Annotated in this window: 8 protein-coding genes; 5 read left to right on the top strand and 3 right to left on the bottom strand. The window is 67.7% G+C overall.

What is annotated here, in order from left to right; genetic code table 11:
- The 5 genes from ACWF99_RS06685 to ACWF99_RS06665 all read left to right on the top strand — a co-directional run bounded on the left by ACWF99_RS06685 (position 1) and on the right by ACWF99_RS06665 (position 7,969).
- A complete protein-coding gene (locus ACWF99_RS06685; RefSeq protein WP_452535183.1) occupies positions 1-1,911 on the top strand; it encodes a sensor histidine kinase in 1,911 nt (636 codons plus the stop codon).
- A gap of 119 nt (positions 1,912-2,030) precedes the next feature.
- On the top strand, positions 2,031-3,212 hold the full coding sequence (locus tag ACWF99_RS06680; RefSeq protein WP_452535181.1) for a PucR family transcriptional regulator: 1,182 nt from the start codon (positions 2,031-2,033) through the stop codon (positions 3,210-3,212).
- Entirely contained in the window at positions 3,209-4,072 is an 864-nt protein-coding gene (locus ACWF99_RS06675; protein WP_452535179.1) for a poly(ethylene terephthalate) hydrolase family protein, read from the top strand. The genes ACWF99_RS06680 and ACWF99_RS06675 overlap by 4 nt, the downstream gene beginning before the upstream one ends.
- A 125-nt stretch (positions 4,073-4,197) precedes the next feature.
- Positions 4,198-6,465, top strand: coding sequence for an ATP-binding protein (locus tag ACWF99_RS06670; RefSeq protein WP_452535177.1), 2,268 nt, complete (start codon positions 4,198-4,200; stop codon positions 6,463-6,465).
- A gap of 295 nt (positions 6,466-6,760) precedes the next feature.
- Positions 6,761-7,969, top strand: a complete 1,209-nt coding sequence (locus ACWF99_RS06665; RefSeq protein WP_378630261.1) for an esterase/lipase family protein — start codon at positions 6,761-6,763, stop codon at positions 7,967-7,969.
- 64 nt (positions 7,970-8,033) lie between these two features.
- On the opposite strand, the gene ACWF99_RS06660 is transcribed toward ACWF99_RS06665, so the two are convergent.
- The 3 genes from ACWF99_RS06660 to ACWF99_RS06650 are packed head-to-tail and all read right to left on the bottom strand — an operon-like array spanning position 8,034 to position 12,919.
- Complete coding sequence (locus tag ACWF99_RS06660) at positions 8,034-9,134, bottom strand: alpha/beta hydrolase (RefSeq protein ID WP_378630263.1); 1,101 nt, start codon at positions 9,132-9,134, stop codon at positions 8,034-8,036.
- A complete protein-coding gene (locus ACWF99_RS06655) occupies positions 9,124-10,692 on the bottom strand; it encodes an ArnT family glycosyltransferase (RefSeq protein WP_452535175.1) in 1,569 nt (522 codons plus the stop codon). The genes ACWF99_RS06660 and ACWF99_RS06655 overlap by 11 nt, the downstream gene beginning before the upstream one ends.
- A 16-nt stretch (positions 10,693-10,708) precedes the next feature.
- The gene (locus tag ACWF99_RS06650) at positions 10,709-12,919 is read right to left on the bottom strand and encodes an MMPL family transporter (protein ID WP_452535173.1); all 2,211 of its coding nucleotides are present in this window, start codon (positions 12,917-12,919) and stop codon (positions 10,709-10,711) included.
- Positions 12,920-13,094 lie beyond the last annotated feature (175 nt).

Genomic DNA, 13,094 nt, shown 5'->3' with positions numbered 1-13,094 from the left:
ATGTTCTCAGCTCGGCTCGGCGTTCGCACCCGCATTCTGGCGATCGCGCTCGTCCCCAGTCTCACCTTGCTTTTCCTCGGAATGCTGACGGCGGGAAATCTGGTTCGTGACAGTTACCGGATCCGGAACTGGATCGACGATCTCGAGCGAATACGGCCGGTCGCCACCGAGGCATTGGCGGCGACGCAAGCCGAGCGGTTGCTCTCCCTGCGACTGCTGACCGGCGAAGAGGCGATTTCCGGACTGGCCGTGGCGCGGGGGCGCGTCGACCGGGCTTTCGAGATGCTCGTGCGAGTCGACGCCACGCGGCACGAGCCGTCGGCCGACCTGCCCGCTCAGCGTGCGAAATTCGCGGAGGCCATCGCTGCTCTGCGCGCGGGGGTCGACGGCCGCCGGATCTCGGTCGGCGACGCCTACACTTTCTTCAACGCGCCGTACTCGATGTTCGGCGATGGATTCCGCCGGGCACAGCAATCCGCACCGGATCCGATTCTTGCGACGAGAGTTTCCGAGGCTGTCCGTCTGCTGAGTGCCACCGAGGCGATGTCGCGCAGTAACGCGGTAGCCCTCGCCCTGGTCAGCTCGCAGGGCAGCGCGTTCGGGCTCGACGAATTCACGACGCAAGTAGGCTTTTATCACGCCGAGATCAGAAATCTGGCGGCCGAAGCCGGCTCGCCGCAGAAGCAGGCGTTGCTCGATCTCATGGCGAGCGAATCCTGGCGGCGACTCTCGGCGATGGAATCCGCGGTCAATCAGCGTTTCGCGTCGCGGTCGGTGTCGGGTAATGCCGAAATGCCGATGTCGATTCTCGAATGGCAGCAGGTTGCCGACGCTGTCGCCGGTGGTCTCTTCGCCGCGTACGCCGGTCAACACGAATACGCCCGAGTCAGTGCCGTCGATGTCGCGCAACGTTCCGAACGTTCGGGTCTGGTCACCGGGGGCATCGTCCTGATCGGCAGTGTCGTTGCCCTGTTGATCGCGGTTGTGCTGGCGGACAGGATTATTCGGCGGCTCCGGCGATTGCGTGCCGCGACCCTGGTCCTCGCCGACGAGCAGCTGCCGAGCGCGATCCGCTCGGCGACAGCGCAACCCGAGATCGACGACGCGGCGCCGACGCTGGACTTCGGGCGCGACGAAATAGGTGAGGTGGCACAGGCGTTCGAGCATGCTGCCGCGGTCGCCCTCACCGCGGCGATCGACGAAGCCCGGCTCCGCGACAGTGTGCACGCTGTGTTCGTCAATATCGCCCACCGCAGCCAGGTCCTCGCGCACCGCCAGCTCGAGATTCTCGACGACGCCGAACGCGGACAGCAGGATCCCGAACTGCTCGAGGTCTTCTTCCGGCTCGATCATCTGGCGACGCGTGAGCGGCGCAACGCCGAGAATCTGCTGATCCTGGGAGGCAGCAGGCCCGGCAGGCAATGGCGCCAACCGATTCCGATGGCCGATGTCGTGCGCAGCGCGGTGGGGGAGACCACCGAGTATGCGCGGGTCCGCGTCGCCGCGATACCGGAGATCGCCGTGATCGGTGCGGTGGTAGCCGACCTGGTCCACCTGATCGCCGAACTGGTCGACAACGCCACCGCGTTCTCGCCGCCGGAGGCGAAAGTCGACGTCGGCGGCGGGATCGTCGGCAAGGGCGCGGTGGTCGAAGTCTGTGACCGGGGTATCGGGCTGACCGCCGCCGAGTTCGGAAGCTACAACGAAATGCTCGATACCCCAACAGGAACCCGGCTCGGCGCGCTGGCGCGAGACTCCAGGATGGGTCTGTTCGTGGTGGCCCGGCTGGCGAGCACCCACGGTATCTCGGTCCGGTTGAACGAGTCCGACTACGGCGGAGTTCGTGCCGTCGTCCTCATTCCCGCCGAACTTCTCGGCGACATCGCTCCGGTATCGGCGGCGAATCGGTGACCTGCGCGTGCGGATCCGAGCGCGGATGTTCGGCCCACAGATACGCAGTTCTACCGATGCCGCCACACCGGTCGGCGCGGCACGCTGGATCGCGGTTCGAAGCGCGTGAGGAGCGTCCAATGAGCGAGAGACCACAATCCGGGCTCGCCCTGCTGAGCAGGCCGGAGACGGTGTGCGTAGTGCGGGAGTCCGAGCTCGATCGGGTGGTGCGGCTGGCGGGTTCCGCCGACCGTGGGCCCAGCACTCTCCGGCGGCACGAGATCGGGCCGATAGCGGGTCTGTGCTCGGAGCTGGTCGCCGCGCTGCGGGCGGACAGATCCGTGGACTCGGCGATCGGGCAGCTGGAACGCGGCGCGGCGGAATGGGCGCGCGACGGCATCGCGGTCGACGCCGTTCTCGACATGGTGCACCGGTGCGTGCGGGTCATCCTGGAACCGGGCGACGATATCCGCGCATCCGAGCTCGTCGACCTGCTCGGCAGCGTCTCCGCGGCGGTCGCCGCCGCCTATGTGCGGTATGCGCTGGACGTGACCGGGCACAGCGACCACGCCAGGGACAACCTCGCAGAGCAGCTGATCGTGGGCAGTCGCTCCCGGATTGCGGCCCGTGATTGCGGGGTCGTGCTGGCCGCCGAGTACTGGGTTCTCGCGATGGACATCGGCGACGAGTCGCGCGACGACAGCACCGACGGACTCGACGAACGGGTACGAGCGCGCCGTGCGATGACCCGTATCCGGCTGGAACTCGATCGGGCGTGCGACGGTGACGCACTCGCGGCGCTGTCGGCGCAGGGCGGCACCGTCCTGATACCGACCGCCGACCGGCCCGAACACCACGTCGACACCGTGGCGGCCGCGCTGTCGCGCGCCGCGGGTCGCCGGATCACCGTGACGGTGGTGCGCGCGGAGCTCGACGACATTCCCGCCGCCGCGGAATGCGCGCACGAATTGCTCGAGATCGTCCGGCAGATCGGCCGGGTCGGTGGGGTGCACCGGTTCAGCGATTTCGCACTCGAATATCAGCTCAGCCGCCCCGGTCCGGCACAGGAGTACCTGCGCACCGTGCTCGAACCGCTCGCTGTTCATCCCGAATTGCTGGAAACGCTGCGCTGTCATATCGCCAATGATCTGAACCGGCGCAAAACCGCACGAATGTTGCACTTGCACACCAACACCGTGGATTACCGAATTCGGCGCATCGCGGCCTTGACGGGCTTCGACGCAAAGCGGTGCCCGGACCTGTGGTATCTACGCTCCGCGCTTGTCGTCGCGGGCATGCCGATCGAAGGAAAAGCGAAATGAGCAGTAACGTACGTCTCCTGCCGTGCATCGCGGTCGCCGCTGTGTCGCTGGCGGGCGTTCTCGCCGGGGCCCCCGCGACGGCGAGCCCGTCGGATGCGGGCTCGGTGGTCCTGCGCAACGGGCCGCTGGGATCGGGTACCGGCAGTTCCGAGTCGCAGGCCCCGGCCGCCGTGACCATCGACAAATGGGCCGACCACACCGTGTATCGGCCGGCCGATCTCGGCGCGACCCGCCACCCGGTGGTGATCTGGGGCAACGGCACCGGGGTGGGTCCGGGCTACTACGAGGAATGGCTGCTCGAGCACTGGGCAGCGGCGGGTTTCGTCGTCGTGGCCGCGAATACCACGATGTCGAATTCGGGCGCGGAAATGCTCGCGGGCGGCCGGGAACTTCTCCGGCGAAACGACAAGTCCGACAGCGTCTACTACGGCAAGATCGCGACCGACCGAGTGGCGGCTGCCGGACATTCCCAGGGCGGGGCGGGCGCGATCAACGCCGGTGCCGACGGAATGGTACGAACCGTACTGGCGCTGCAGCCCGGCCCACTCGCGTCCCCGGGCAGAATTCTCGGGCCGACATTGTTCCTCGCCGGTGCCGAGGACCGGATCGTGGACACCGATCTCATCGTGAAGCCGTTGTTCGACAAAGCCGATCAGGTACCCGCGATCTTCGCCGAGCTGGGCGGTGCGGGGCATCTCGACGGCCGAGAATATGTGGACGTGATGACCGACTGGCTGAAATATCAGCTGCTCGACGACGCGGCCGCGCGCGCCCGCTTCGTCGGCGCCACCTGCGGTCTGTGCACCGATTCGGCGTGGACCAGGGTGGATCACAACGAGAAGGCGACAACCTTGGGCTGATTTGCTCGCTTGCGCCGGTCCGGCCACTGCTTCGTTGGTGCGCAGTACCATCACCTGTGACCCAGCACACCCGTGAGCCGGATGGGCACAGCCTTCGCCTCGACCGGCCGGACCCGAAGCGATAGATGGTGCGAAACGCGCTCGACCCAGCGGCGACCAGCTACCTCGGCCGTGATGCCGAGATCGAGACCGTGCGACAGCTGCTCGACAACAGCTGTCTGGTCTCGATCACGGGTGCGGGCGGTCTCGGCAAAACGCGGCTGGCCAGGCGGCTGGCCGCCGAGCTGGTCGCGGCCTACGAGTGCGGTGTCTTCTTCGTGGAACTCGCCGGGCTGCGACATCCCGAGGAGGTCGCCGTCGCGGTGGCCGGCGAGCTCGGGCTGCGGGTCGGCGCCAGGGAAGCGATTGTCGAACGGGTACTCGACCATCTCGGGCGCAGGGCACCTCTGCTCGTCCTGGACAACTGCGAACACCTGCTCGACGGGTGCGCCGACCTGGTCGCGAGGATCCTCACGGACTGTCCCGGCGTGACCGTGCTCGCCACCAGCAGGCAGACTTTGAGCGTCGCGGGCGAGCAGGTGTTCCGGATGCCCGCGTTGGCCGTGCCCGCGCCGGGCGAGGACGACCCGGCGCGCATCGCCGAATATCCCGCGGTGCGATTGCTGCTCGATCGGGCCCGCGCGGTCCGGTCGGACTTCCGGATCACCGCGGCGAACTCCGCCGATGTGGCCCGGCTGTGCCGGCTGCTCGACGGCATCCCGCTGGCCATCGAACTGGCGGCCGCCCGCCTGCGTTCGCTCTCGCCCGGCCAGGTGGTGTCGCGCTGGCCCGGCGGCCTCACGCTGCCGACAGCGTGGTCGCACGGCGTGCCGGATCGCCACCAGACCCTGCGCGCGACCGTGGACTGGAGCTACCACCTGTGTGGCGATGACGAGCGCGGGGTGTGGGCGTGCCTGTCGGTGTTCCAGGACTGGTTCGAGCTCGAGGCCGCCGAATACGTCTGCGCGGGTGCGGATCTCGGTGTCCCCGTGGTGGACCTGGTGGATTCGCTGGTGGACAAGTCGATCCTCGAGCGCCGCGGCGACGAGGTGGTGCACTTCCGGCTGCTACAGGTCGTGCGCGAATTCGGTGCCGAGCAACTCGCCGCCGCGCGCCTGTCGGACAGCGTCGCCCGGCGGCACCGGGACTGGTTCCGGGAGCTGCTCCTGCTGGCCGACCGGGAGTTTCTCGGCCCGCGCCAATACGAACTGGTGCGGCGACTGCAGTTGGCGCACCTGGATCTGCGCCTCGCGATGGAGTGGTCGCTGTCCACCGACGGTGAGGCGGGCACCGCGCTGGAGATGGCCTCGTGTGTCGAGGAATTCTGGACGATGGCCGGCGCCAACCACGAGACGCACACCTGGCTGGAACGGGCGCTGGGCCTGGCACCGGATTCGCCGCACGCGCCACGCGGGTGGTCGATGCTGGCGATGCACTCGCTGTGGCTGACCGATCGCGACAGCGCCTACCGCGAGCTCGACCTGGCCGAGACCGCCGCGGGGACCGACCTGCTCGCGATGGCACGCGTGCTCACCATTCGGGCGACGGTGGCCAAGGTCGAACTGAACAATGTGCTCGCGGCGGAACTGGCCGGTGCCGCGCTGAGCAGCATGCCCCCCGGCAGCGGCCTGCGCGAGACCGTGTTCGCGCGCAACACCTACGCGCTGGCGACCGCGGCCGCGCATCCGCAGTACCGGCTCCCGGAACTGCGTGATCTGGTGAAAGCCTGTGCGGCACAGGGTGATTACTACTACCAGACGATGCTGCTGTTCACGATCAGCCTGATCGAGGTGCTGGTGGGGCATCCCGACGCCGCTGAAACCTGCGCGCGCACCGCGCTGGGCATCACCCGCCGATGGGGCAACACCTTCGGCGATGCCTACCACATCGAATCGTTGGCCTGGGTGGCGTCCGCGCGCGACCGGCACCACCGTGCGGCAACGCTTTTCGGTGTCGCGGCGGCCGGCTGGGAGCGGCTGGGCACCGACCCGCGGATCATTCTCGTCCATCCGCACACGCTGTTCCGTGACGCGACCGAGCGGGCACTGGGAGCCGGCGGGTTCGCCGCCGCTTTCGGCAAGGGGCATGCGATGCCACTGGAAGAAGCGGTCGCGATGGCGCTCGATTGCCCCGATGCCGGATCCACGATCGCTCCGCTGACCCCGCGCGAGTACGAAGTGGCGGCCCTGGTGGCGAGCGGGCTGACGAACAAGGAGATCGCCGCACGGCTGGTCATCGCGCCGCGCACCGCCGACACCCATGTGGGCAATATCTTGACCAAGCTCGACTCCGCGAACCGGGCACAGATCGCCACCTGGGTTGCCACCAGACGGAATTCCGCGGTCGGCAACTGATCCGGCGAATTCTTTCACCGCTGTCCGCGGCATGCGCCGGCTAGGTGCCGGCACAATGGAATACGTAATTCTGTGTGATCTGGGTGTGCCGCCTCGATTCCCGCCGGATTATTCGTAAAAGGCTGCGGCGCAACGGTGAATAATATTTCCTGTGCGCGGCCATGGGGTTCTGCGACAGTGAATGGTGAGGTGCACACACCTGACCGGAAGCGATTTCCGTGCCGGTTGTTCCGGCATACGTTCGGGGCGGCTTACGAGCCGATTCCTTTTTCGCATTCGGAAAGGCAGACCTTGCATGACCATTACTCGTGGCCGCACACGCTCGGTGCGTGCGGCAATACTGATGGGCGTCAGCGTTGTTGCTGTCGCCCTCTCCGGGGCAGGGGCGGCGGCTGACCCGGCGTCCGAACCCACCGAACAGCAGCTGGCCGAAATCATCTACCAGGGCCGCGATGTGGCCTGGGGTACCGATGGCGGGCTCGGCGGCACGGGTTCGGCCTGTACCTCCGGTAGCGGTGCGGGCTCGGGTAACGGCTCCGGCGACTGCCTCGGTGGTTCCGGCTCCAGCTCGGGCTCCTCGGGTGGCTACTCCTCCGACCCGGGCGCGATCGGCCCCGCGTCGACGGCGTTCCTGCCCGCGTTCGGGTACGGCCTGCTGAACCCCGACGCGGGTGCTCCCGGCACCAACGACTGGAACTGCAAGCCGACCGCCGAGCACCCTCGCCCGGTCGTGCTGCTGCACGGCACCTGGATGAACGCCTACAACGGTTACGCCTACATGGGCCAGCCCATCAAGGACGCCGGCTACTGCACGTTCACGTTCAACTACGGCCGTTCCAGCATCGTCGAAGGCGGCGGGCTCGGTTCGTTCCTGCCCGGTGTGATGGGCACGGGCTACATCCAGGATTCGGCCAAGCAGACCGCGGCGTTCGTGGACCGGGTCCTCGCGGCTACCGGTTCCGACGAGGTCGACATCATCGCGCACTCCCAAGGTGGGTCGATGGCGAACTGGTACACCAAGTACGAGGGCGGTGCGGCCAAGGTGAAGAACCTGATCACCTTCGGTGCCACCCACCACGGCACCAGCCTCGACGGCATCGGCGCCCTGGGCCGCATGGTCAACAACCTCGGCATCGATGTGCTGGGACCGATCGAGATCTTCGTCGGCCACGCCGGTATCCAGCAGACCGTCGGTTCGGATTTCGTCAAGACGCTCAATGCCAACGGTGACACCGTTCCCGGTGTCGACTACACCGTGGTCGGCACGCGCTACGACGAGGTGACGAACCCGTACGAGCTGACGTTCCTCGACCAGGGCCCCGGCTCGACGGTCAACAACGTAGTGCTGCAGGAAGGGTGCGAGCAGGACATCTCCGATCACCTGACGATGATGTACTCGCCGCGTGCTTTGTCGATCGCGCTGCGGGCGCTCGACCCGGTGCAGAACCCGAACCTGACCTGCACGTTCAACCCGTGGCTGATCGGGGGTGGTGGCTCCCTGTAGACGAGCGGACGATTCGGGTGCATCGCGGCACGGCTTGGCCGCGATGCACCCGATTTTCGTGTGTCTAGGGGACGAGCAGCGTGGCGGCGCGTTCCCAATAGGTGTGCATGTCCTGCTCCCAGTAGCCCCACGAATGCGTGCCCGCAGGGCGGAAGTCGAAAGTCGCCGGGATATCCAGGGCGGCCAGGCGGTCGCGCAGCAGCGCGGTGCACACCACGGTGATCCCGTCGAGCACGCCGCCGATGAGCAGCTGATCGAGCAGTTTCACCGGGTTACGCTGGATACCAGGGCCGTTCAAGGTGTCCAGCGGGCCGGGCAGGCCGTTGCCGGTGCTCACATACACCTGCACCCCGCGTAGCTTCTCGGCATTGAGGGCGGCGTCATTGGCCGTCCAGGCCGGATCGGTGGGTGGTCCCCACATGTTGAGCGGGTTGCCGCGGCGCGCGGTGACGATCGAGGCCACCATCGCCTGTCCGGCCGGGTTGCTGGTCTGGATGCAGCCACTGAACGAGCCGACCATCTGAAACCGCAGCGGTGCTTGCTGTGCCATCCGGAAGACCGCCGAGCTGGCCATCGACAGTCCGGCGACGGCGTCGCGGCCGGTGCCGTGGAAGGCCGAATCGATGATCGGCGGCAGTTCGGTGGTGAGGAAGGTGAGCCAGCGGTTGCGTCCGGTACCGGGATCGTCGGCCTGCCAGTCGGTGTAGAAGGTGCCCGCACCGCCGATCGGCATCACGATGTTCGCCTGTTTCGCGGCGAAGAAGTCGAGGGCATCGGTTTTGGTGAACCAGTTGCTGCCCTCGCGCCAGTCGGGGGTGTCGGTGCCACCGTCGACGCCGTTGATCAGATACAGCGAGCCGGCGGGCGCCTCGGGGTCGGCGGCGGGAATGACCGCGACGGTGACCGGTCGATTCATCGCCGCGGAGTGCACGGTCACATCGATCACCTTGCCCGGCCCGTTCGCCGCGGCCGCGACGGCGTAGGACCCGTTCGGCGCGGGCAGAGCCGCCGCCATGGCACGGGCGGCCACCAGGTCCGGGGCCGCCTGCGCCGTCGCGACCACGGGCAGGCCCGCGGCGGCGACCGCCACCGTGAGCGCGAGCCGTCGCACCATCGAATTGCGCACTGTCTTGTCTCCGTTCACTGCTGCGTCGTTATCGCCCATGCCGACTCGTCCCGTCGACCAGGCGCAGTTCCTTGGCGTCGGGCCACAGGGCCGACCACGATTCGCTCGGTCCGTCGCACAGCCACAGCGCGACGCCGCGGTTCACGCCGGGAAAGCCGAGGGGTTCGTCGACGCGGGTCAGCAGCGTCGTCTGTGTGAAACGGGTACGCAGCGCGGTGTCGGGACCGTCGACCCCGATGTAGAGCACCGTGGTCGCGGTGTCGGGTGGGGTGCCGAAGTAGCCGTAGCCGCGGTTCGGACTGAACACCGCGGGAAGACCGGCGGCAGGCCCGAATTCCTCGAGTGCCGCTGCCTGCCAATAGTTCTGGGTCACGATCACCACACCCTCGCGCTGTCGCGGCGGTATCCGGTGATAGCTCTCGGTAACCGCGGTGACCAGGTCGTCCCAGCCGCTCGGACCGAAAAGCACACTGCGCGAGTGGATCTGCGAATAGTCGGTCGTCGACTGCCGCAACGCCGACTCCGGTAGGGGCAGCGCGACGACGAGCGCGACGCAGATCGCGGTAGCCAGCGCGCCCAAGCCGCCGCCGATGATCGCGCCGCGTCGCGTGATACCCCGGTCCGCCAGATACACCGCGCCCGCGGCGAACAGGCCGGGAAAGGCACCGGCCACGAAGTAGGGGCGCAGGCCCGCGAGCACCACCGCGCCCAGCCCGATCGCGATCATCGGGATCAGGAAGTAGTACGGACGGAACCGCTGCGCGCGCAGCCCGGCCCACATCCCGGCGAGCAACAGCAGACCGGCCGCACCGGTGACCTGAATCATCGTCCACGGCGCCGCGAGAACCCCGGCGGTGGCGAGCTGCTCATCGCGCACGATCGCACCCATCGCCAGCTGCGGCCAGCCGTTGCTGTGCTGCCACCACAGAATCGGGACCGCCGACCCCGCGAGCAGACCCGAGCCGAGCCACCACGCGGGCCTGCGCAGCATCTCCCGCGGCCCGAACACGGCCACGCCGAGCGCGAGCACCGCCCAGATGATCGGAATCAGCCACTTGACCTGGAAGTCGACGGCGGCGACGAACCCCGCCGCGACCAACAGGTAGTCCTCGCGCGTGCGCACCCAGCGGATCAGCAGCCACGCGAGCACCGCCGTCAAGGTGATGTCGAGGGCGAAGGTGCTCAGCATCGCCGATTGCATCACCGCCATCGGGGTGGTCGCGTAGGCGAGCGCGGCGACGGTCTGGGGGAGTCGGCCGCCGCCGAACTCCCTGGCCATCACCGCGCTGAGCACGATGGCCAGCACCGTGAACAGCAGCGCGGGTACCCGTAGCGCCAGCGTGGATCCCGGTGCGAGGTGGTCCGACAGTGCGGCCAGCAGCGGAACCAGCGGGCCCTGATCGGCATAGCTCACCGACGGATGCCGTCCGGCCGCGAGGAAATACAGTTCGTCACCGCCGATCCGATAGCGGTCGATCCTGGCGAGGAACAGCGTCGCGGCCACGGCGGCGACGATCGATACCTCGCGCCACGCGAAGGCGGGCAGCGTGCGGATGGGGGCGGCGGGCACCTCGACGGTGCCGCTCCGGACGTTCATGGTGGTACTCCGCGGTTCAGTCCCGGTCGCCGCGGACTGGCGTCGGAGCAGCTCCGGAAGGTGTCGGGTGGGCGAGGGTTTCGTGTTCCGGCGCGGGCCGCAAACGTTCGAGCCACGCCGGCGCCCACCAGCAGGCGTCCCCGAGCAGCCGCATGGACGCGGGGACCAGCAGCATCCGCAGGATGGTGGCGTCGATGAACAGCGCGGTCACCATGCCGAAGGCGATGTACTGCATCATCAGCAGATCCGACAGCGCGAACGCGCCGGTGACCACCAGCAGGATCAACGCGGCCGCGGTGATGATGCGGCCCGTCCGGGCGATACCCGCCTGCACGGCTTCGGCGGTGGAAGCGCCCGCGGCTCTGGCTTCGACGATGCGCGACAGCAGGAATACCTCGTAATCGGTCGACAGCCCGTAGACCACCGACACGATCACGACCAGGACCAGCGACATGATCGGTTGCGGGGTGAAGCCGAACACTCCCGCGCCGTGCCCGTCGATGAAGACCCAGGTGAGTACGCCCAGGGTGGCGCCGAGCCCGAGCAGATTCAGCACGGCTGCTTTGAGCGGCAGCACCAGCGAACCGAAGGTCAGCGCCAGCAGCAGCGTGCTGGCCAGGAAGACGAACGCGATCATCAGCGGCATGCGCTCGACCAGCGCGTCGATGCTGTCCTTCTCCACGGCGGGCTGCCCACCGACCATCAGCGTCGTGCCGGGCGGCAACGGCATCGAGCGCAGATAGTCGATGGTCGCCTCGGCGTCGCCGGATTCGGCGAGCACGGTCTGGGTGGTGAGGACCTGGGGCTGGAACGGCGACTGCATCGGTTCGGCGAACGGCGCGGCCAGGCTGGGGGCGTGGTTGGCGTCGGCGCGCACGGTATCGGCGGTGGTGGGGTCGAAGGTGACGATGACCAGGTCGATCGGGTCGATCCGGCGCAGTGGGAACAGTTCGTCGAAGTGCTGCTGGGCCAGGCGCGTCGGATGCGACGGCGGGAGAAACCGCTCGTTGATGGAACCGAAGGCCAGATGCTGGATCGGGACGATGAGCAGCAGCAGACCGAGGCAGATCGGAACGGCCACCACCAGTGGACGTTTCATGACTCCCGCGGCGAATCGGCCCCAGCTGTTGCCGGTAACACGATCTCTCGCGACCGGTTTGCGGAACCAGTCGACGCCGAGCCAGTCGACGCGCCTGCCCAGGACAGCCAGCATCGCGGGGAGAAGGGTGATCGAGGTCAGTGCGGCCAGGGAGATGGTGATGATCGCGCCGTAGGCGAACGATCGCAGGAAGCCCTGCGGGAACACCAGAATCCCGGCTGCCGCGACCACGACGATCAAGGCGGAGAACAACACGGTGCGTCCCGCCGTGGTCACCGAGCGACGGACCGCGTCGTCGACGGTGCGTCCGTCGGCGAGTTCCTCGCGGAACCGGCTGAGCACGAACAGTCCGTAGTCGATCGCCAGGCCGAGCCCGATCATCGAAACGACCGGGGAGACGAAGGAGTTCACCTCGGTGACCGCGGTGAGGCAGCGCAGCAGTCCCCACGCGCCGAGCATGGTGAGTCCGCCGACGATCAGCGGCAGCGCCGCGGCGACGACGCCGCCGAACAGGAAGAACAGCAGGATCGCGACCGCGGGGACGGCGAACAACTCCACGCGGCGCTGATCCTGAACCATGGTGTCGTTCAACGCGAGTGCGACAGGCTGTCCGCCGGCGAGCTCGACCTCGACTCCGGGGATCACGAACTCCTCGGCGACCTTGCGGTAATTGCGGCCCTGTTCGGTGGGGTCGAGGCCGCTGACCGCGACCGAGGCGAACGCGTAGTCACGGTCGGGGGACCCGAAGACCTCGGGAATCGCCACGCCGGTATCGGTCGGCCAATATGCGCCGTTGACGCGGTCGATCTCGTTCGGGAACCGCTGCGGCAGAGTGTTCAGGCCCGCCACGACCGTCGCGGCGAAAGCCGGATCGTCGATGGTGGTGCCTTCGGGCGCCCGCACCAGCAGGATCACGTCGCTGCTGTGGTCACGGCCGAACGCGTTGTCGCGCACGTGCGCCGCGCGCACCGATTCCGAGGACGGATCGTCGAACCCCTTCGAACTGAGATCCGCGCCGAGTCCGAGCCCGTAGGTGCCCAGTGCCAGCAATCCGGTCACCATTATCAAGATCACCAGATATCGCCGCCGCACGACGGTGTCTGCCCATTGTGTCAACTCGGCGAACACATTCGCCTCCCAACTGCTCGCGATGTGGTCGAACTTGTCAGGAGTCGCCGGCCTTTTCGGTCGCTACCGCGCAATGTTGCGGCCGGTCACAACGATTCTCGGAATCCTGTTGTGAGCCATGACTTCGCGCTCTGGGTCCGATCACAGGAGACCGCGCGATTACCCGTCCGAAATT

It is taken from the genome of Nocardia sp. NPDC055002 (genome assembly GCF_053608825.1).
Note: the sequence above shows the minus strand (reverse complement) of the source record. Positions and strands in the feature narration are given on the sequence as shown.